Below are 20,877 nucleotides of genomic sequence, written 5' to 3'. Positions count from 1 at the left end.
GTCGTGCTCCAGGCATGAAAAAGCCGGGCCCTCGAAGGCCCGGCTTTTCTACGCCACTCTCACACCTGCGGTCGGAGGATGATCACGCCCAGCGGCGGCAAGGTGAGCGACAGCGATACCTGCTCGCCGTGCGACTCCACGGCTTCGGCCGCGAGGCTCCCGCCATTGCCGACGTTGGACCCGCCATAGCATTCGGCGTCACTGTTGAAGATCTCCAGCCAGCGGCTGTCGACCGGCACGCCGATCCGATACCCCTCGCGCACCACCGGCGTGAAATTGCCCACCACCAGCACGGGATGTCCGGTCGAGCTCTTGCGCAACCAGGCGAAGACACTATTGACGCGATCATCACCGATCAGCCACTGGAAGCCGGCCGGGTCGCTGTCCAGCTCGTAGAGCGCCGGTTCCTGACTGTAGAGGCGGTTCAGGTCGCGCACCAGGTTCTGGGTGCCACGGTGATCCGCTTCGTCGAGCAGGTGCCAATCGAGCTCGCGGTCATGACTCCACTCTCGCCATTGGCCAAACTCCGAGCCCATGAACAAGAGTTTCTTACCGGGGTGCGTCCACATGAAGGTGAGGTAGGCGCGCAGGTTGGCAAACTTCTGCCAGCGGTCACCAGGCATCTTGTCGATCAGCGATCCTTTGCCGTGTACCACCTCGTCGTGGGAGATCGGCAGCACGAAATGCTCGGAATAGGCGTAGACCATGCCAAAGGTCATCTTGTCGTGGTGATACTGCCGGTTGATCGGATCTTCCTGGATGTACTTCAGGGTGTCATGCATCCAGCCCATGTTCCACTTGTAGGCGAAGCCCAGGCCGCCCTCGTTGGTCGGCTTGCTGACGCCGGGAAAGGCGGTGGACTCTTCGGCGATGACCAACGCACCAGGGGTCTCGGTCGCCACCACGTCGTTCAGGTGGCGGAGAAAGTCGATCGCCTCGAGGTTTTCCCGACCGCCATGGCGGTTCGGGATCCACTCCCCTTCCTTGCGCGAATAGTCGCGATAAAGCATGGAGGCCACCGCGTCGACGCGCAGTGCATCGACGTGGAATTCACGCAGCCAGTGCAATGCCGAGGCCAGCATGAAGCCGTGCACCTCGGTGCGCCCCAGGTTGTAGATGTAGGTGTCCCAATCCTGGTGGAAGCCCTCGAACGGGTGGGCGTACTCGTACAGCGCGGTGCCGTCGAACTCGCCCAGGCCGTGGGCATCGGTCGGAAAGTGCGCTGGCACCCAGTCGAGGATCACACCAATACCCGCGTTGTGGCAGGCATCGACGAACTCGGCGAAATCATGCGCATTGCCGTAGCGCGCGCTCGGGGCGAACTGCGAAAGCAGCTGATAACCCCACGAACCCCCGAAGGGGTGCTCCATGATCGGCATCAGCTCGATATGGGTGAAGCCCATGTCCACCACGTAGGGGATCAGTCGCTCGGCCAGTTCATGCCAGTTGTACAGGCGCCCGTCATCCCCCCCGTCGCGCCGCCAGGAGCCGGCGTGCAGTTCATAGATGGTCATTGGCGCATTCAGCGACTGGCGAGCCTTGCGCTGTTGCAGCCAGGCCTCATCCTTCCACTCGTAGTCGAGCGGGCTGGCAATCACCGAAGCGGTGCCCGGCGGCAACTCGGTTGCCAGGGCGATGGGGTCGGCCTTCAACGGCAGGATGCCGTGCGGCCCGAGGATTTCGTACTTGTAGCGGTCACCCGGTTGCAGGCGCGGGATGAAGATCTCCCACACCCCAGATGGAAAACGGAGCCGCATCGGGTGCCGACGGCCATCCCAGCCGTTGAAATCCCCGACGACGGACACGCGCTTTGCGTTTGGCGCCCAGACCGCGAAGCGCACGCCCTGTACACCGTCGATCTCCATCGGCTGAGCACCGAACACGCGTCCGATCTGCCGATGGTTGCCCTCGGAGAACAGGTACATATCCATCTCGCCGAGCTGTGGGCCGAAGCTGTAGGGGTCCTCCGTCACCTGCTCACCACCGGCCCAGCGAACCCTCAGCAGGTAAGGCTGCTGGTTGGTCAGACGGGTGAAGAAGAACCCGGGAACCTGGCCCTGCTCCATCGCTGCCAGAACGCGCGCGCCGGTGCGGTCAAGCACCTCGACACCCAGCGCATTCGGCAGATAGGCCCGGATCATCATGCCCTCGCCGTCCGGGTGCGGCCCGAGAATGGAGAATGGGTTGCCATGTTCGGCGCGTACCAGCGCATCGACGTCGGCATCGCTGGGCAGCAGGTTTTCTCCGGGCATGGTTACGACCGGTCGATCACTCATTGGGAACCTCCATCGGAAATCTGTTGTGCCAGCTCGGCCAGCCCCTGCAATGGGACCGACAGCCAGGCCGGGCGGTTCTCTGCCTCGTAGGCCACTTCATACGCCGTCTTCTCCAGGCTGAACAACGCCAGAGCAGCCTCGGCTCCGGCGGAATCCTTCCAGGCGTGCGGCAGCTCGACTGTCGCCTCGCGATACGCTTCGAGGAACACACGGCGTGCGCTTTGTTGATAGGTAGCGGATATGTTGCGTCGCGCCTGATCCGCCGTTTCGGAACTGTCGCTGATCTGCGCGTTGCGCAGCGCCATGGCGGTGGCGTATTCGAAGGAACGCAGCACGCCGGCGACATCCTTGAAGGGGCTCAGCTTGGCGCGGCGCTCTTCCAGCGAGCGTGCCGGCTCGCCTTCGAAATCGATGAAATAGGCATCACCCTGCGCGACCAGAATCTGCCCCAGGTGCAGGTCACCATGGACCCGCGTGCGCAGCCCGCCCAGGGTCTTGTCGGCCAGGCGCTTGACCTCGGCGAGCAAGGCCTTGCGCTGGCCAAGCAGCTGATCGACCTGGGCCAGCGCCTTGCGGTCGAGGTCGCCTCGGCGATCTTGCAGCAAATCCAGCGCGCGCTCGACCTGACCGGAAATAGACTGGGTCCACTCCTTCGCATCGGCCGCCTTCGTCGGTTCGCTGGCGAAGGCCGGGTTGTCGGTCTCGACCGCGAGCGTCATGTGCATTTCGCCGAGCCGCTGGCCCAGCAGACGGTTGAAGGCTTCCAGCTCTTCGAGTGCGCTGAACTGGTTTTCGTGCAGCGACACGCCACCGGCGATCTGGTCGCGCACGGCGCGGTCCAGCGTGTTCAACGTCCACTCCCAGGCATCGCCCTGGTTATCGAGGAAGCGCTGCACCACCATCAGGGCATGCTGCTCGCCATTCTTGTCGAAGCGGCTGACCTGCCCGAGCATCGCGGAGATATGGGTGAAACCCTGTTCCGTGAGGAAACTGCCCATCTCCAGCTCGGGGTGCATGCCTGCCGACACCCGGCGCAGCACCTTGATCATCATGCTGCTGTCGATGATCGCCGAACTGTTGGACTGTTCGGCCGTGAGATAGCGCACCTCGGCGTCCTCGGCGAGGTCGATGTCGGCGAGTTGCGGCATGGGCTGGAAGCGAATCTCTCCGTCACCACAAGGCAGGACACGTTCTTCGCGCAAGGCCTGAATGACGCCAAGGACGAACTGCTTGAGGGCAAAGGCATCGGTGAGCAGGCCAACCTGAGGACCGCGCCGCACGCGGGCCATCGCCAATTGCTGAGGCAAGGCGGTATCGAAGTCGTCCTCGTCGAGGAACCCCAGTGGCAATTGATAAAGGTCGGTCCGCCCACCGGATTCGACGGAGATCTCGCTGAGCAGCACCGGGCGCTGCGGATCGCCGAAGGGCACGCTGTAGCAGATCCTGACCGAATCGATGGGCGCATCCTTGCTGGCGAACCAGCGGCGCTTGGGTAGATAGGCCGGCAGCGATTCCGTTTCCAGGATGCGCTTGTTCGCGGCGTTGAGCGCATCCAGGCGCTTGAGGACCAGGGTCTGGAAGTCAGGCATGGTTTCCACCGGTTCCTGGTGCCAGCTGGGCATCTGGTGAGTCGTGGCCAGCTGGAACCAATAAAAGCCATAGGGAGGCAGGGTCAGCAGGTACGGCAGCTGGCCAATCGGGGGGAAGGCACTGCCGCCGACCATTTCCACCGGCACCATCCCGGCGTAGTGCGACAGCTCGAGCTCAGCCGCCTGGGCCGAGCGCGACACGTTGGCGACGCAGAAAATCACCTCTGTTTCGCCGCTCGGCGCCGTGAATTCGCGCAGGTACGCCAGGATCCGGCGGTTGCTGGGTGCGAGCATCTTCAGCGTGCCGCGGCCGAACGCCTTGAACTGCTTGCGGATCGACAGCAGGCGGCGTGTCCAGTTGAGCAATGAATGCGGGTCGCGCTGTTGCGCCTCGACGTTGATCGCCTGGTAACCGTAGAGCGGGTCCATGATCGGCGGCAGGACCAGGCTCGGCGGGTCGGCGCGGGAGAATCCGCCGTTGCGGTCCAGCGACCACTGCATGGGCGTGCGCACGCCGTCGCGGTCGCCAAGGAAGATGTTGTCGCCCATGCCGATCTCGTCGCCGTAGTAGATCACTGGCGTGCCCGGCATCGAGAGCAGCAGGCTGTTGAGCAGCTCGATGCGCCTGCGGTCGCGTTCGAGCAGCGGCGCCAGGCGCCTGCGGATGCCCAGGTTGATGCGTGCGCGCTTGTCGCTGGCGTAGTAGTTCCAGAGGTAGTCGCGCTCGCGGTCGGTCACCATCTCCAGCGTCAGTTCGTCGTGGTTGCGCAGGAAGATCGCCCACTGGCAGTTAGACGGGATGTCCGGTGTCTGCCGGAGGATGTCGGTGATCGGGAAGCGGTCTTCCTGCGCGAGTGCCATGTACATGCGCGGCATGAGCGGGAAATGGAACGCCATATGGCATTCATCGCCGAGTCCACCGTCCTCGCCGCCGAAATACAGCTGAGTGTCTTCCGGCCATTGGTTGGCTTCGGCCAGCAGCATGCGGTCCGGGTAGTTGGCGTCGATCTCGGCGCGGATCTGCTTGAGCACCACGTGGGTCTCGGGCAGGTTCTCGTTATTGGTGCCGTCGCGCTCGACGAGATACGGGATGGCGTCCAGGCGCAGCCCGTCGATGCCCAGGTCCAGCCAGTAACGCATGACGCTGAGCACGGCCTTCATGACCTGCGGGTTATCGAAGTTCAGGTCCGGCTGGTGCGAATAGAAGCGGTGCCAGAAGTACTGCTTGGCAACCGGGTCCCAGGTCCAGTTCGACTTCTCGGTGTCGAGGAAGATGATCCGCGTACCCTGGTATTTGTCGTCCGTATCCGACCAGACGTAGAAATTGCGCGCGGCCGAGCCCTTCTTGGCCTTGCGTGCACGTTGGAACCAGGGGTGCTGATCCGAGGTGTGGTTGATGACCAGCTCGGTGATGACCCGCAGGCCGCGCTTGTGCGCTTCGGCGATGAAACGCTTGGCGTCGGCCATGGTGCCGTAATCCGGGTGCACCCCACGGTACTCGGCAATGTCGTACCCGTCGTCGCGGCGCGGCGAGGGATAGAACGGCAGGAGCCAGATGGTGTTCACGCCGAGGTCGGCGATGTAGTCGAGCTTATCGATCAGCCCCTGGAAATCGCCCACGCCGTCGTTGTTCGAATCGAAGAAGGATTTGAGGTGGACCTGATAGACCACCGCATCCTTGTACCAGAGCGGATCTTTGATGAACGCCGCCGGTTTACGTGGTCTCGCCATGGTCTCGTTCCCCTATTCCGCCTCGCCTCCGCACATGTCTTGTGCGGAAGCGAAGCAGTCAGCCACTTAGCGGGCTATAAACACGTTTAAGTACGCCTCGCAAACTACTGATTTAGCGCTGTTTTGCTCCGACTCTTAACACTTCACTTCAAGTCTGGATCCATCGCATCGGACGAGATCCGCCAGATGCCGAACGGCAGGTGCCAGGGCTCGATGCGCATCCATTGGGTTTTGCCGTACCAGGTCCAGCGGTGCCCGTTCATGAGGTCTTCGCCACGGGTTTCGGCGTGGTCCGGCAAACCGAGCTCCCACAGCGGCAGTTCGAAGTGAGCCTCCTGCGCGTTGAAGGGATCGAGGCTGACGGCGACGAGAATGAAGTTCTTCCGATCCGGCGTGCGCTTGCCGAAATAGAAGATGTTGTCGTTGTAGGCCGTGTAAGCCTGGAACCCGAGGTGAGTCTGCAGCGCGGGGTTCTGCCGGCGGATCCGGTTCAGTTGGGCAATCTCGGCGATGATGTTGCCGGGCGCGTGGTAGTCGCGCGGACGGATCTCGTACTTCTCCGAGTTGAGGTATTCCTCCTTGCCCGGAATCGGTGCGGATTCGCAGAGTTCGAAGCCCGAGTACATGCCCCACAGGCCCGACCCCATGGTGGCCAGCGCCGCCCGGATGAGGAAACCGGCCCGGCCCGAGTCGTGCAGGAAGAACGGGTTGATGTCCGGCGTGTTGACGAAGAAGTTCGGCCGGTAGCAGTCGCGCAGCGGGTGCTGGTTGAGCTCGGTGAAGTACTCGCTCAGCTCGGCCTTGTTGTTGCGCCAGGTGAAGTAGGTGTAGCTCTGGTTGAAGCCGACCTTGCCGAGCCGAGCCATCATCGCGGGCCGGGTGAAGGCTTCGGAGAGGAACATCACGTCCGGGTCGCGCTCGCGGATATCAGCGATCAACCACTCCCAGAACGGCAGCGGCTTGGTGTGCGGGTTGTCGACGCGGAAGATCTTCACGCCCTGCTCGACCCAATGCCACACCACGTCGCGCAGCGCGATCCAGAGGTCGGGCATCGCATCTTCGGCGTAGAAATCGACGTTGACGATGTCCTGGTATTTCTTCGGTGGGTTCTCGGCGTACTTGATGGTCCCGTCCGGTCTCCAGGAGAACCAGCCCGGATGCTCGTTCAGCCAGGGGTGGTCCTGCGAACACTGGATGGCGAAGTCAAGCGCGATCTCCAGCCCATGCTCACGGGCGGCCGCGACCAGGTCGCGAAAGTCGTCCAGGGTGCCCAGCTCAGGATGGATCGCATCGTGGCCACCGGCCTCGCTACCGATCGCGTAAGGGCTGCCCGGGTCGCTCGGTCCGGCCTCGAGGCTATTGTTGCGGCCCTTGCGGTGCGTGCGGCCGATGGGGTGAATGGGCGGGAAGTACAGCACGTCGAAGCCCATGTCACGGATCGACGGCAACCTTTTATGAACGTCACGGAAGGTGCCGTGCCGGTTGGGATTATCGGTTTCCGAACGGGGAAAGAGTTCATACCAGCTGGCGAACTGGGCGAGCGGTCGCTCGACATCGAGCGGAAAGATCGCGCTCTGGCTGCAATGCTCACGCGGATCGGCATCGGCCATCGCCGCTGCGGTCTCGCTGGCCAGCATCACCGAGACGCGCTCGTCGTCCAGGTGGGCCGTATCCAGGCGATGCAACAGATCGTCGAGGACCGCGCGGGTTTCGCCCTGTGCCCGGCTGCTGGCCTGTTCCAGGAGGATGCGGCCCTCCTGCAGTTCCAACTGCACCGGCACGCCGGCTGCGTGCTTCTTGGATAGCTCGTAGCGGTAGGTTTCGTATACGTCCCACCAGGCTTCGACCATGAACTCGTGCATCGCGACCTGGGTCGGCGTGAAGAAGCCTTCCCAGCTGTCGTTGCCCAGCAATTTCAACCGCGAGCGCCGCCAGCTCGACTCACCCCTTACGCGCCAGCAAATGCTGGCGGCGAGCTGGTCATGCCCATCGGCGAATAGCTTGCCGGTCACCGTTACTTCGTGGCCGATGATCGCCTTGGCCGCAAACCGCCCGCCTTCGAGCGTCGGCTGAATGGCCTCAATGGCGATACGCGGTATCCGCAATGCTTGTTCCAGTCGGGGGTGGATGGGTGCAGTGGGCTGTGCATCGCTCATCGAACGGGCTCCTGACGCGTGATCGGTGCGAAACGGCAAACCAGCCACTTGCAAACGCAAGCGGCATAGAGTCAGCGGTTCACCAGTGGGAAAACCCGTAACGACGGGCTTTCTCGGGCTCTGTTCTTCCGAACCAAGAGACGCGTCAAAAGTTCAGCTCAGGCGACCGCTATCCCTTGCCACAGCGCGCGTTGCGCCTGTTGCCGTGAAGAGGCTGTTGTACGGCGGGCATATGCATGGTGAACGGGGCTACCCGGGAGCGAATGCGGGTGCCGAGGGGTTTAGCCACCATCACAGGCGCAAGGGCTGCCTGCATGCCCTTGTATGAGGGGCTGGACCCTATGCGTGAACAATCATGCCGGCGCCCCGGATGGACGCCGGAACTGCCGGGCGCGGCCCGGCCTGCCGTCAATCGCCGGGTATCAGCAACGGGTTGTAACCGCTGCGTGCGTACTCGCCCTGCTCGGCCAGCAGCATGTCGAGCGCCAGGCTGGCCAGATCATCGGCGATCGGGTCAGCGCGCCCATGAATCTCGCGCTGCATGAGCTTCAGATAGCTGTGGCAGCCGTCGCAGGTTTCGGCCTGAACAGGCAACACGGCTTTGCCCTGCTCGTCCTTGAGCTCCACATAGAGCAGTTTGCCGCCGCTGTCGCAGCTGCTGCATTTGACCCGTTCCAGGTGCCACTCCGTCGCGCAGAGCGAACAATGCAGATAGCGCACGCCACTGCGATGCCGCTCGTTGTGAACCACGCTCGCGACCGGTGCCGACCCGCAGGTCGGGCAAAGCGAGCGAGCATCGCCGGTCGGGCGCTCCGGCGGACGTGGTAATCCCATGGCCAGCCGAGCCCAGCTCACCTGCAACGCTGCGGCTACCAGGGGCAGCAAGGGACGTGTCACCTCATCCCCCGGTGATGCCTCGAGCACCTCATCGGCGAGCCGGTCGAGCGCTTCGCCATCCATCTTGCGCAGGCGATCGATAAAGGGGCGCTGGCGTTGCCCGACATGCAACTCGATGGCATCAAGCATGGCGCGCAGGTCGTCCTGCCAGTGGATATCGCGGCGTAACGCCACGAACCCCAACGGCGGCATACCATGTTCGAGCGCCCGATCGAAGGCGTTCGGCGCCGGTTGCCAGGCAGGCTCTCGCTCCGTCAGGACCTGATGCTGCGCCTGTACCACGCGTGCCATGAATGCGAGGAACTCGTCGAGCGGTGGCACCTGCTCAACCAGCTCGCGCAGCCGGGCTGCGCGCTTGCTGAACAGCTTGGCGTCGGGCAACACCACGTAGGGTGCTTCCATGATCCCGGATGGCGCACTTCCAAAGGCATGACTCACTGCAGCTCCTTTCATCGGCGGTCCTGCACTTCACTGGTTGGCGAGGCCGCCTGATCGTCGTTTTTCCTGTTGCGCATGATGTCTTCATACCAGAGGCCGTGGTGATGCCTGGCCCAGGCATGACTGACGCGCCCTTGCGTCATGGCGCGTACCGACCCTTTCACCCAGATCGCCGAATAGACGTGAATAACAAGGGTGATGATGGCGATGAACGCCGCATAGGCATGGATGGTCACGGCCCAGCGAAGCGCCCAGATTGGCATGTCGTTGGCGATCCAGGGCCGCCAGAGCACCACGCCGGTGACCAGCAGCACGGGAACCGTGGCTAGAAATATCCAATACACGATCTTCTGCCCGAAGTTGTTCTTGCCAACCGGGGGCAGACGCTCGTCGCGATTGCTCAGCACGTCCCGGATTTGCTTCGCCCACTGGATGTCATGCCGGCGGATCAGGTTGTCACCAAAGAAGCGCACGGCCTGGATGACGAAGAACAGCGACATGAACACCCCGATGTAGGGGTGCACGATCCGCGTCGGCTCCGGCCCGCCGAACAGCGCGGTCAGGCCGAAGAACGCCGGGTAGAACAAGGCCAGGCCGCTCAGCGTCAGCAGTACAAAGCTGAAGGCGATCAACCAGTGGTTGACGCGCGTCCACCAACCATACCGCAGGATGCCGTGCTTCACATTGGAATGGCTCATAACCTCTCCTCCCCGCGACGATCGAGGTCGCGGTCCGCCGCGGCGAGCTCGGGATCGGGATCATCCTCCGGCTCTTCCTTCGGCCCCTTCATGACGTAGTGGAAGAAGCCCGCCAGCACCGACATCCCCAGCGCCACGGACATGATCGGTTTGGTGACGCCTTTCCACAGCTCGACGGTCGGGCTGATGTGCGGATCCTTTGGCAGGCCGCTGTAGATTTCCGGCTTGTCGGCATGCTGCAGGACATACACGACGTGGGTCCCACCAACGCCGGGCGGATCGTAGATCCCGGCATTTTCGTACCCCCTGCCCTTGAGGTGTTCAACCCGATGGGCGCCGTAGTCGAGCATGTCGTCCTTGGTCCCGAACATGATCGCCGAGGTCGGGCAGCTCTTGACGCAGGCCGGCTCGAGGCCGTGGTAGACACGATCCGAACACAGCGTGCACTTGTAGGCCTTGTTGTCCTTTTTCGAGATCCGCGGGATGTCGAAGGGGCAGCCCGCCACGCAGTAGCCGCAGCCGATGCAGTGTTCGGAGTTGAAATCCACGATGCCGTTGGCGTACTGCACGATGGCGCCGGGGGACGGGCAGGCCTTGAGGCAGCCCGGCTCGGCGCAATGCATGCAGTTGTCCTTGCGGATCAGCCATTCGAGATTGCCCTGCTCGTCCTCGTACTCGGAAAAGCGCATGACCTCGAAGGACTCCGGGGTCAGGTCCTGCGGGTTGTTATAGGTGCCATCGCACTCGCCGACTTCGTCACGCAGGTCGTTCCACTCCGAGCACGCCACCTGGCAGGCCTTGCAGCCAATGCACACGGAGACGTCGATCAGTTTGGTCACCTTGTCGACGCCGCCGTGCCGCACCTGCGGCGACGGCGTGGTCTCAGCCGAGCGGGCGATGATGTTCTGCAGATTGATCTGGTCGCCACGCATCAGACGGATCCTCCGATTTTTTCCACGTTCACCAGGAACGACTTGAACTCGGGTGTCTGGGTATTCCCGTCACCCACGAAGGGCGTCAGGGTATTGGTCAGGTGCGCCTTCTTCGCGACGCCCTTGAAACCCCAGTGGATCGGAATACCGATCTGATGCACGGTCCGGCCGTCGATCTGCAACGGAACCAGCCGTTTGGTTACCACCGCGACGGCAGTGATATACCCACGCTTGGAAGTCACTCGCACCCGTTCGCCCGCCGCGATACCCAGCTCGTTGGCCAGTACTTCGCTCATTTCGATGAACTTCTCGGGCTGAGCGATGGCATTGAGCCGCACGTGCGTCGTCCAGTAGTGGAAGTGCTCGGTCAGGCGGTACGTCGTGGCGGCGTATGGAAAGTCCTTGTTGCTGCCGAACGAATCGCGATCCTGCTCGAATACCCGGGCGACGGGGTTGTGCATCGCCAGGGGATTGTTCGGGCTCATCGGATTACGGTCGATCGGGCTCTCCATCGGCTCGTAGTGCTCCGGGAAGGGCCCTTCATTAAGCCACTCGCAGGCGAAGAAGTGCCCTCCGCCCGTTTGCGTGACGATGAAGGGCCCGACACCCTGTTCCGGTGGCGACGTGACGGGGAAGTCCGGTACATCCGCACCGACCCAGCGCTCGCCGTTCCACCAGATGAACGCCTTGTTCGGTGCCCAGGGTGTCCCGTCCGGCCGTGCCGAGGCACGGTTGTACAGCAGGCGGCGATTCATCGGCCAGGCCCAGGCCCAGCCGAGCGTGTTGCCCGTGTTGTAGGGGTCGGCGTTGTCGCGCCGCGCCATCATGTTGCCTTCCTGCGGCCACGCGCCGGAATAGATCCAGCAACCGCAGGCGGTCGACCCATCCGCGCGCAGCTCGCTGAAGTCCTTCAGCTGCTCACCCTTGCGCCGGATAACATTGCCGGCATCGTCGGTGATGTCCGCCAGGGCGCGGCCGTTGTACTCCATGGCCAGTTCGGAAGCTTTGGGGAACTCGGGATCCTTGTAGTTCCAGCTGAGGTTCAGGATCGGGTCCGGGAACGCGCCGCCCTCCTCCTGGTACATGTGCTTCAGCCGCAGGAAGACTTCCCCGAGAATCTCGGTGTCGGTCATCGACTCGCCCGGTCCGGGTGCGGCTTTCTCGTGCCATTGCAGCCAGCGCGAGCTGTTGGTGATGGAACCGTCATCCTCGGCGAAACAGGTCGTCGGCAGGCGGAACACCTCGGTAGCGATCTGCGAGGGATCCACGTCGTGGTATTCACCGAAGTTCTTCCAGAACTCTCCGGTTTCCACCGTCAGCGGGTCCATGATGACCAGGTACTTGAGCTTGGACAGACCATCCATGACCTTCGCCTTGTTCGGGAAGGCCGCCAGGATGTTGAAGCCCTGACAGAACGCACCGGTCATCTTGCCCAGCGTCATGTCGTTGATGGCGTACAGCACGTCGTAGATCGGCTCGGACAGCTTGGGCAGCCAGTCGTAACACCAGTTGTTCTCTTGCGTGGCGACGTCGCCGTACCAGTCCTTCATCAGGCTGACGAAGAACCGCTCGTAGAACTTCCAGTAGGACACCTCGCCTTCGAGCAGCGGCTGCTTGACGCGGGTCTTCATGTACTCGTCGTAGCTTTGAAGCGTCACCGACGGCAGGTTCATGTAGCCCGGCAGCAGATTCGACAGCAGGCCGATATCGGTCAGGCCCTGGATATTGGAGTGGCCACGCAGGGCGTTCACGCCGCCGCCTGGCATCCCCATGTTGCCCAGCAGCAGCTGCACCATGGCGCCGCAACGAATGATCTGCGAGCCGATGGTGTGTTGCGTCCACCCCAGCGCGTAGAGGATCGTCATGGTCTTGTCGGGCGCCGAGGTCTGCGCCATCAGGTCCCATATCTGCAGGACCGTCTCTTTCGGCATGCCGCAGATGGTCTCGACCTGTTCCACCGTGTAGCGGCTGTAGTGCTTGCGCATCAGCTGCAAGACACAGCGCGGGTGTTCGAGCGATGGATCACGACGCGCAAAGCCGTTTTCATCCAGCTCGAAATTCCAGGTTTCGCGGTTGTAGCTGGTGTTTTCCGGGTCGTAACCGGTGAACAGCCCCTCCTCGAACCCGAACCCCTCCGCCACGATCAGGCTGGCATCGGTGTACTCGCGCACGTACTCGTGCGCGTAGCGGTCGGTCTCGATCAGGTAATTGATGAAGCCGCCCAGGAACGCGATGTCCGTGCCGGTACGGATCCAGGCGTGATAATCCGCCACCGCCGTGGTTCGGTTGAACCGGGGGTCGATGGAGATCAGGATCGCATTGCTGCGCTCCTTGGCCTTGATGACCCAGCGGAAACCGACCGGGTGTGCTTCAGCGGAATTGCCGCCCATGGACAGGATGACATTGGCGTTGGCAATGTCGGTCCAGTGGTTCGTCATGGCACCGCGACCAAATGTTGGGGCAAGACCTGCCACCGTTGGTCCGTGTCAAACGCGAGCCTGGTTGTCCAGCTTGAGGATGCCGAGTGCGCGGGTGATTTTCTGCGTCAGATAAGCCGTCTCGTTGGTGCAGGCCGAGGCGGCTACCATCGAGGTCGTCATCCAGCGGTTGACCAGCCTGCCCTGCTCGTCATGCGTCTCGAAATTCCTGTCGCGGTCGTCCTTCATATGCCGGGCGATGCGGCTGTACGCCTCGTCCCAGCTGATCCGCTTCCACTCGTTGGTGTAGGGCTCGCGAACTTCCGGGTACTTGACCCGCGATTCGCTCTTGATGAAATCCAGCACGCCCGCGCCTCGAGGGCAGAGCGAACCGCGACTGACCGGGTGATCCGGGTCGCCTTCGACGTGGTAGATCTCGTCGACCACGTTGGCCGAGCCGTCTCCACGCGCGTAAAGCAGCATGCCGCAGCCCACTGAACAATAGGTGCAGATGTTGCGGGTTATTTTGGCGCCGGTCAGTTTGAAGTGACGTATCGACGCAACGGCTTCATCAGGCGCAAATCCCATCATTGCCATGCTCGATGCGCCAATTCCGGCTGCACCGAACTTCAGGAACTGTCGCCGGGATACTCGCACGGTCATCGGTATCTCCTGCTACTTATTATGTCTGCCTCATCGCAACAATCGACTCCACCCGCTCTAGGATGGTTCCTCCAGCGTGATGAGGCAGGCGCATGTCGGCTGCGCTTCTGTAAGGCTAGCTGAGGAATCGGCGAAGGAAAGTTTTCGCCATCATTCGCGACTGCCGAGCGACGCCAACAGGCGGCTGGAGAGCGATTGGCGGGTCGAGCCGTAGTCGGCCCAGGGGTCATGTTCAAGGGCATCCAGGCGCTCGTGGGCGTTGAGGATGTTCCAGCGGTTCGCCGCGCCGAGGCTACCCAGCTCGTCGCGACGCACGGGCATCGAGACCGGCAACCCAGGCCTGGCGCGCGCTGAGTAGGCCGCGACGGTGCTGGCGCCACGCTGGTTGCGCAGGTAATCGACGAAGATTTTGCCGATCCGGTTTTTCGGCCCCATCTTGGCCACGATTCGCTCAGGCGACTCCTTGGCCAGCCGAACGGTGACGCCGCGGGCGAACTCGTTGACGCAATCCCAGCTGCTGCGCCGGTCGATGGGCACGACCACATGCATGCCGCGGCCGCCACTGGTCTTGATGAAAGCACGCAGTCCCAGGCTGTCGAGCAGGTCCAGCGTCAGGCCGGTCGCCTCGACCATCTTCTCCCAAGGCAGTTCGGGGTCGGGATCGAGGTCGAAGACCACGCGGTCCGGCCGGTCGATACGGTCGCTGTGAGCGTTCCAGGTATGGAATTCGACCGTGCCCATTTGCGCCGCCTCGACCACTGCCGTCACGCTATCGGCCTGGATCAGACGCGCATGTTCCGGGTCGAGCGACTTGGGCAGCACCTTCATGTGCGGCATCTTCAGCCGGCCACAGTGCCGCTGAAAGAAGCTGTCGCCCTCGACCCCATCCGGTGCACGCACGATGGACAGGGGCCGCCCGGCCAGTTGCGGCACCAGCCATTCACCGACCGCGAGGTAGTATTGCGCGAGCTGCAGCTTGGTGGCGCCACTGTGCGAGTCGATGACCCGCTGGGGATTGCTGATACCGATGCCGCCCACGTCGGGGCGGCTCTTGCCGGTCTTTGCAGGCATGCAGCCTCCTCGTCGGGTCAACTGGCCTTCTTGCTGCTGGATTTGCTCGTGCTGGTCTTGCGCGTGGTTGTCTTGCTGGTAGTCGATTTGCTGGCGCTGGCTTTGCTGGCCGTGGATTTGGCCGGAGCCTTCTTGTTCGAAGCCGCCTTGCTCGTCGAGCGCCGGGTTGGTGACGCCCGTTCTTCGTCCTCATCCTCGTTGTCGGACGCCTCTTCCGGCGCCGGTTTCTTCGCCGATTTGCCGGCGAGGCTGCGCTTGAGCAGTTCAGTAAGATCGATGACATCCGCCGAGCGTCGATCCACCGATTCTTCCGGCCCGCCGACCGCTTCCAGCTTGCCTTCGCGCGCCTTGGTCTCGACCAGATCCATGATCTGATCCTGGAAGGTGTCCTTGTATTGGGCCGGGTCCCATTCCTCGCTCATGTCTTCGACCAGGCGTTTGGCCATGTCCAGTTCACGTGGATTGAGTTCCGCGTTGAGCGCCTCATCCTTCATTTCGAGGTATTCGACGCCTCTCACCTCGTCGGCCCAGCGCAGGGTGTTCATCACCAGCGCCTTGCCCAGCGGCATCACCACCGCCAGGTGCTGCTTGTTGCGCAGCACGACGTTGGCGATGCCGACCTTGCCGGTCTGGATCAGGGTTTCACGCAGCAGCGCGTAGACCTTTTCGCCTCGTCGGTCCGGCGTGAGGTAGTACGGCGTATCGATGTACAGAAAGGAGATGTCCTTGGCATCGACGAAAGCAATGATGTCCACCGTCTGTGTCGCCTTGGGGTGGGCTGCCTTGATCTCGTCATCGCTGATCACGACGTAGTGCCCCTTCTCGTACTCGACCCCCTTGACGATGTTCTCGCTGTCGATGTCTTCGCCGGTCGTCTTGTTGATGCGCTTGTAACCGACGCGATCCATGCTGCGTTTGTCGAGCCAGTCGAAGTCGATGCCTTGCCGTGTCGTCGCCGGAACCAGCGCGACGGGGATATGCACCAGACCGAAACTGACCGCACCCTTCCAGATCGTGCGAGGCATGAGCGTTCTCCTGATTGGGCCGGGTTCAGCCGTTCACCACCGTGCCACCGTTCACGTGGATCACCTGACCACTGACGTACGAGGCGTCGCTGCTGGCGAGATACACGTAGGCCGGTGCCACTTCGTCCGGCTGACCGGGGCGCTTGAGGGGGACGTTGGCGCCGAATTCGGCAACCTTGTCCGCGTCGAAGGTCGATGGGATGAGCGGTGTCCAGATCGGACCCGGCGCGACGGAATTGACGCGGATCCCCCGCTCGGCAAGGCTCATCGACAGCGCCCGGGTAAAGGCGACGATGGCGCCCTTGGTCGAGCTGTAGTCGATCAGCATCGGATTGCCCTTGTAGGCCGTGACCGAACTGGTGTTGATGATCGAGGCACTTGCCTTCAGATGCGGCAGCGCGGCCTGGGTCATCTGAAACATGCCAAAGACGTTGGTGCGAAAGGTCTTCTCCCACTGCTCCGGCGGGATGTCTTCGAAGGACTTCTGCGGGTGCTGCTCGGCGGCGTTGTTGACCAGGATATCCAGCTTGCCGAACTTGCCCAGGGTTTCGTTGATGACCTTGTCGCACACGCTCCGATCCGCCACGTCACCGGCGAAGGTCAGGCACTGACGGCCATGCTCCTCCACGACCTTGCGGGTCTGCTCGGCATCCTGATGCTGGTCGAGGTATAGGATCGCCACGTCAGCACCTTCTCTCGCGAACAGCACGGCCACCGAGCGGCCAATGCCACTGTCGCCGCCGGTGATGATCGCGACCTTGCCCTGCAGCTTGCCAGCCGCCTTGTAATCCTCGCCTCGGTATTCCGGACGTGGATTCATTTCCCCTTCCTTGCCAGGTTCAGGTTGCTGTTGTGGTGGGAGTGTCTGGTTCTCGTCGGACATGAATTCGCCTCGCCAATGGAGTGATGAATGTCTTCGGAGGACTTGGCCGCGCCGCGAAAAGTTTCGGCCGCGCGATGAGAGGGGCCATGGATGCGGCCGCATTGCTGAGCGTTCGCCATAGCGTACGGCGGTGGGGCGAGCAAGAGTTTCGGCGCGCCGCCAGCGACGCGGTGGCTGGCTCGCGTTCTTCAACGACGGTGAGCTCGCCAGCGCCGACGACGCAGAGGAATTGACCCAACACCTGCACACCCGCTCGAAGGCGACGCCCTTCCAGCAGGTGGGATCAGTCACCTGAAAAACAGAAACCCCGCGCTAGGCGGGGTCCGTTACGGGGCGGCACTGTTGCCGATTCAGTCAATCCACGCGCATCACGACCCGTCCGCGGGGCACGCCGCTTTCGACGTATGCGTGGGCGGCCACCACCTCGTCGAAACCGAATACGCGATCGACCTGCGGAGTAACGAGCCGGTCGGCGGTCAGTTGGTTGATGTGCCGCAGCGCGCGCTCCAGCGCCTGGCAATTCTGCTCGATGCCCAGTTCCGGTTGCCCGGTGAAATCGCAGAGGCAGTGCAGGAAGAACTTGAAGTTCTTCTGGAACGCCGCGCAAGCCGGAAATGCCGTTTCGTTACCGCCGTTGAGGCCATAGAGGATGAGCTTGCCGCGCGGAGCGATGACATCACCCAGCAGCTTCATCCGCGATCCGCCACACCCGTCGAGAACCACCTCCACGCCGGAGCCGCCGGTAATTTTCTGCAAACGGCCAACGAGGTCCTCTTCCTCAGTGGCGATCACCGTCTCGGCGCCCATTTCACGCAGGTAATCGCGATCCTCGGAGGTATCGCAGGTGGCGATCACTCGCCCACCCAGCGCTTTTGCCAGCTGAACGGCGGTTGGCCCGGTGCAGTGCCTGGCTTCGGTGACCAGCACATGCTGCCCCGGCTCCAGTTGCGCCAATTCAACCAGCGCGAAATAGGCCACCAGCGCCGGCGTGTAATGTACGCAGGCCTCGGTGGGGCTGAGCACCTCGGGATAGTGAACAAGCGAGGTAAAGGGCAACAGCGCCTGCTCGGCATACAGCGGATATTGGTTGAGATCGTGTCCGGGAAAGCTCGCGACCCGGTCACCAACGGCGAAACCGTCCACGTCGTCCCCTACCGCCAGAACTTCGCCGGCGATTTCGCTACCAAGCCCGGCCGGCAGCTGAGCCTTGCGAGGCGCGAGATTCTGTCGCCAGAGCACGTCGTTCCAGCTGACCCCAATGGCGTTCACGCCAACCAGCACTTCGCCCGGCCCCGGGCGCGGCGTGTCCCGCTGCTCGTAGCGCAGCACTTCGGCTGGGCCGAACTGGTGAAAACGGATGATGCGGGACATGGAGAAGACCCCTCGGTTACTACTGTGTTTGTGACTCTATCTGCACCGCTGGCACAACTCCAGCCGCCGATACCGCATTCCGTTCGATAGTTGCCATGCACAGGAATGATGATGGTGTGTATGTAATGCCAAACCAACCCGTGCAGGTTTATGCATTTGCAAAGCGGAAATGGACATGCTCCGGCCTCATGGTTGTGTCTAGAATGCAGGCGCACACCTTGAAGGTTAGCCGCATTCCCAGGCTGACCCCAGCATGAAGTGAATGGCATGAACCGCAACGATCTTCGCCGTGTAGACCTGAATCTGCTGATCGTCTTCGAAACGCTCATGCACGAGCGCAGCGTGACGCGTGCAGCGGAAAAGCTCTTTCTCGGGCAGCCCGCCATCAGCGCTGCCCTCGCCCGCCTTCGTACGCTGTTCGACGATCCGTTGTTCGTACGCACCGGGCGGAGCATGGAGCCGACCGCCCGCGCGCAGGAGATCGCCGGGTTGCTGTCTCCAGCGCTCGATTCGATTTCCACCGCCGTCAGCCGCGCGGCGACCTTCGACCCGGCTACCAGCACGCTGGTGTTTCGCATCGGCCTGACTGACGAAGTGGAATTCGCTCTGCTGCCGCAGATGCTTCGCCGTATTCGCGCCGAAGCGCCGGGCGTGGTGCTGGTGGTAAGGCGCGCGAACTATCTGCTGATGCCGGGCTTGCTCGCGTCCGGGGAGATTTCGGTGGGTGTCTGCTACACCGAGGAGCTACCCGCCAACGCCAAGCGCAAGGTGTTGCGTCGGCCGAAACCGATGCTCCTCCGCGCCGACAGCATTCCGGGGCGCATGACCATGGAAGACTACTGCGCCCGTCCGCATGCCATGGTGTCCTTCGCGGGTGACCTCAATGGCTACATCGACGAGGAACTTGCGCTGCACGGGTGCAAGCGCAAGGTGGTGCTGGCCGTCCCCCAGTTCAACGGTCTGGCAAGCCTGCTGGCCGGCACCGATCTGGTTGCAACGGTGCCCGACTATGCCGCCGAGGCCCTTGCCGCACGCGGCGGCGTGCGGGCCGAGCCGCTGCCTTTCGAGACCAGTCAGGATTTCGAACTGTCCATGGCCTGGAGCGGCGCGCAGGACAACGACCCGGCCGAACGCTGGTTGCGTTCGCGGATCCAGATGTTCGTCGGTGACCCGGACAGTCTGTAAAACAAGATCGCCCCTGCCGGAACTCAGCGCTAATCCGCTCGTGGAATAACGTCCCGACGTTCGACTCGGGGCCTGCGCCCTCGCGCCCGCCTTTTGATGAACTCAGCTCTGCGGCCAACCCCATCGCACTGGCCATCAATGAAAAACCCTGCAACATCATCGCGGATGATATTTACATTCGCCTCGTTCGATTTCTGCATTGGTCCCGCGCCACGCACACTCCACGCCATCGATAAAAAAGCGATTTCTGGAGTCAAGCATGGAACGTTCACTCAAAGCCTTGCGTTATCCACTGGTTGCGGTCGTCGCAGCCTTGATCAGCGCATGCGGACGATCGCCGGAAGCAACCGAGGCTGCAGCGCCGCCTCCACCGGCCGTCAGCGTCGCCCAGGTCATCGAACAACAGGTAACCGAATGGGACGAACTGACCGGGCGCCTCGAAGCCCCGGAATCGGTCGAGATTCGCCCGCGGGTGTCCGGCTTCATCGACAAGGTCGCCTTCGAGGAGGGTGAACTGGTCAACAAGGGCGACCTGCTCTTCCAGATTGACCCACGTCCGTTCGAAGCCGAGGTGAAACGCCTGCAGGCCGAACTGCAACAGGCGTTGGCGACTCAGCGTCGGACCGCCAGCGAGGCCGAGCGCGGCGAGCGGCTGCGCGCCAACAATGCCATCTCCGCGGAGCTGGCCGACGCCCGTGTCAGTGCCGCCAGCGAAGCGAAATCCGCCGTGGCCGCCATTCAGGCGCAACTGGAGGCCGCCAGGCTGGACCTTGGTTTCACCCGTGTCACCGCCCCCATCGATGGTCGCGTCGGCCGCGCGATGATCACGGCGGGCAACCTCGTCAACGCCGGTGAAGCCCTGCTCACCACCCTGGTGTCCACCGACAAGGTGTATGCCTATTTCGAGGCGGATGAGCGTACCTACCTGAAGTATCGCGAACTGGCCCGCAACGGCTCGCGCGGCGACGAAACGCCCGTGTACCTCGGTCTCTCCGACGAAGAGGGTCATCCGCACCTGGGCCATATGGACTTCGTCGACAACCAGGTCGACCCGCGCACCGGCACCATTCGTGGCCGTGCGGTGTTCGACAACCGTGACGGCAGCTTCACCCCCGGCCTCTATGCGCGCTTGAAGCTGGTCGGCAGTGCCACCTATGACGCCGTGCTGATCAAGGACGTCGCCGTAGGAACCGACCTTGGGAAGAAGTTCGTCCTGGTGCTCGAGGAAGACGGCAAGGTCAGCTATCGCGCCGTCGAGCTCGGACCGAAGCTTGAAGGGCTGCGCATCGTGCGCAATGGCCTGGCCGAAGGCGAGACCATCGTCGTCAACGGCCTGCAGCGGGTTCGCCCAGGCAGCCCGGTGACACCGGAAACAGTCCCCATGGCCGACGCCGACACCCTGGCTGCGCTCAAGGAACAGAACCGCGCCATCACGGCTGCCTTCAAGACCGAGGTCGTCGATCGCAACGTCGCGCGTCGCCCTAGCAGCTGAGCCCCGCGCAAGTCCTCGATTCCGCGCCACGGCGCAACAACACCATCCGATTC

General features: G+C 62.8%; 13 protein-coding genes. 2 read left to right on the top strand and 11 right to left on the bottom strand.

From position 1 onward, the window contains the following. Positions 1 to 59: 59 nt before the first annotated feature. The 11 genes from glgB to MST27_RS07065 all read right to left on the bottom strand — a co-directional run bounded on the left by glgB (position 60) and on the right by MST27_RS07065 (position 18,147). Positions 60 to 2,276, bottom strand: a complete 2,217-nt coding sequence (gene glgB / locus MST27_RS07115) for a 1,4-alpha-glucan branching protein GlgB (RefSeq protein ID WP_243605304.1) — start codon at positions 2,274 to 2,276, stop codon at positions 60 to 62. After that, entirely contained in the window at positions 2,273 to 5,596 is a 3,324-nt protein-coding gene (treS, locus tag MST27_RS07110) for a maltose alpha-D-glucosyltransferase (protein WP_243605303.1), read from the bottom strand. Before treS ends, glgB begins: the two co-directional genes overlap by 4 nt. A 143-nt stretch (positions 5,597 to 5,739) precedes the next feature. Further along, the gene (locus MST27_RS07105; protein ID WP_243605302.1) at positions 5,740 to 7,752 is read right to left on the bottom strand and encodes an alpha-1,4-glucan--maltose-1-phosphate maltosyltransferase; all 2,013 of its coding nucleotides are present in this window, start codon (positions 7,750 to 7,752) and stop codon (positions 5,740 to 5,742) included. A 408-nt stretch (positions 7,753 to 8,160) separates the two neighbouring features. Further along, a complete protein-coding gene (gene fdhE / locus MST27_RS07100; RefSeq protein ID WP_243605301.1) occupies positions 8,161 to 9,102 on the bottom strand; it encodes a formate dehydrogenase accessory protein FdhE in 942 nt (313 codons plus the stop codon). Then, a complete protein-coding gene (locus MST27_RS07095) occupies positions 9,099 to 9,785 on the bottom strand; it encodes a formate dehydrogenase subunit gamma (RefSeq protein ID WP_243605300.1) in 687 nt (228 codons plus the stop codon). The genes fdhE and MST27_RS07095 overlap by 4 nt, the downstream gene beginning before the upstream one ends. Continuing rightward, positions 9,782 to 10,717: a formate dehydrogenase subunit beta gene (gene fdxH / locus MST27_RS07090; RefSeq protein WP_243605299.1), complete on the bottom strand. Its 936-nt coding sequence runs from the start codon at positions 10,715 to 10,717 to the stop codon at positions 9,782 to 9,784. Before fdxH ends, MST27_RS07095 begins: the two co-directional genes overlap by 4 nt. Then, positions 10,717 to 13,791, bottom strand: coding sequence for a formate dehydrogenase-N subunit alpha (gene fdnG, locus MST27_RS07085; RefSeq protein ID WP_243605396.1), 3,075 nt, complete (start codon positions 13,789 to 13,791; stop codon positions 10,717 to 10,719). The genes fdxH and fdnG overlap by 1 nt, the downstream gene beginning before the upstream one ends. A 156-nt stretch (positions 13,792 to 13,947) precedes the next feature. After that, positions 13,948 to 14,868 (bottom strand): non-homologous end-joining DNA ligase, encoded by a 921-nt coding sequence (gene ligD, locus MST27_RS07080; RefSeq protein ID WP_243605298.1) that lies wholly within the window; start codon positions 14,866 to 14,868, stop codon positions 13,948 to 13,950. Between the two features lie 17 nt (positions 14,869 to 14,885). After that, complete coding sequence (ku, locus tag MST27_RS07075; protein WP_243605297.1) at positions 14,886 to 15,893, bottom strand: non-homologous end joining protein Ku; 1,008 nt, start codon at positions 15,891 to 15,893, stop codon at positions 14,886 to 14,888. Between the two features lie 25 nt (positions 15,894 to 15,918). After that, positions 15,919 to 16,776: an SDR family oxidoreductase gene (locus MST27_RS07070; RefSeq protein ID WP_243605296.1), complete on the bottom strand. Its 858-nt coding sequence runs from the start codon at positions 16,774 to 16,776 to the stop codon at positions 15,919 to 15,921. A gap of 354 nt (positions 16,777 to 17,130) precedes the next feature. After that, positions 17,131 to 18,147, bottom strand: coding sequence for a zinc-dependent alcohol dehydrogenase family protein (locus tag MST27_RS07065; protein ID WP_243605295.1), 1,017 nt, complete (start codon positions 18,145 to 18,147; stop codon positions 17,131 to 17,133). Between the two features lie 267 nt (positions 18,148 to 18,414). Here MST27_RS07065 and MST27_RS07060 point away from each other — a divergent pair, with 267 nt between their 5' ends. Next, on the top strand, positions 18,415 to 19,332 hold the full coding sequence (locus MST27_RS07060; protein ID WP_243605294.1) for a LysR family transcriptional regulator: 918 nt from the start codon (positions 18,415 to 18,417) through the stop codon (positions 19,330 to 19,332). A 259-nt stretch (positions 19,333 to 19,591) separates the two neighbouring features. Next, on the top strand, positions 19,592 to 20,824 hold the full coding sequence (locus MST27_RS07055) for an efflux RND transporter periplasmic adaptor subunit (RefSeq protein ID WP_243605293.1): 1,233 nt from the start codon (positions 19,592 to 19,594) through the stop codon (positions 20,822 to 20,824). The last annotated feature ends 53 nt before the right edge of the window (positions 20,825 to 20,877 follow it).

This window comes from Stutzerimonas marianensis, from assembly GCF_022810315.1.
In the GTDB taxonomy this organism is placed as follows: Bacteria; Pseudomonadota; Gammaproteobacteria; order Pseudomonadales; family Pseudomonadaceae; genus Stutzerimonas; species Stutzerimonas marianensis.
Note: the sequence above shows the minus strand (reverse complement) of the source record. Positions and strands in the feature narration are given on the sequence as shown.

Bases quoted from the DNA above. Each gene is read 5' to 3' on its own strand.
- glgB (WP_243605304.1), bottom strand. From the start codon at position 2,276: ATGAGTGATCGACCGGTCGTAACCATGCCCGGAGAAAACCTGCTGCCC.
- treS (WP_243605303.1), bottom strand. From the start codon at position 5,596: ATGGCGAGACCACGTAAACCGGCGGCGTTCATCAAAGATCCGCTCTGG.
- MST27_RS07105 (WP_243605302.1), bottom strand. From the start codon at position 7,752: ATGAGCGATGCACAGCCCACTGCACCCATCCACCCCCGACTGGAACAA.
- fdhE (WP_243605301.1), bottom strand. From the start codon at position 9,102: ATGAAAGGAGCTGCAGTGAGTCATGCCTTTGGAAGTGCGCCATCCGGG.
- MST27_RS07095 (WP_243605300.1), bottom strand. From the start codon at position 9,785: ATGAGCCATTCCAATGTGAAGCACGGCATCCTGCGGTATGGTTGGTGG.
- fdxH (WP_243605299.1), bottom strand. From the start codon at position 10,717: ATGCGTGGCGACCAGATCAATCTGCAGAACATCATCGCCCGCTCGGCT.
- ligD (WP_243605298.1), bottom strand. From the start codon at position 14,868: ATGCCTGCAAAGACCGGCAAGAGCCGCCCCGACGTGGGCGGCATCGGT.
- ku (WP_243605297.1), bottom strand. From the start codon at position 15,893: ATGCCTCGCACGATCTGGAAGGGTGCGGTCAGTTTCGGTCTGGTGCAT.
- MST27_RS07070 (WP_243605296.1), bottom strand. From the start codon at position 16,776: ATGTCCGACGAGAACCAGACACTCCCACCACAACAGCAACCTGAACCT.
- MST27_RS07065 (WP_243605295.1), bottom strand. From the start codon at position 18,147: ATGTCCCGCATCATCCGTTTTCACCAGTTCGGCCCAGCCGAAGTGCTG.
- MST27_RS07060 (WP_243605294.1), top strand. From the start codon at position 18,415: ATGAACCGCAACGATCTTCGCCGTGTAGACCTGAATCTGCTGATCGTC.
- MST27_RS07055 (WP_243605293.1), top strand. From the start codon at position 19,592: ATGGAACGTTCACTCAAAGCCTTGCGTTATCCACTGGTTGCGGTCGTC.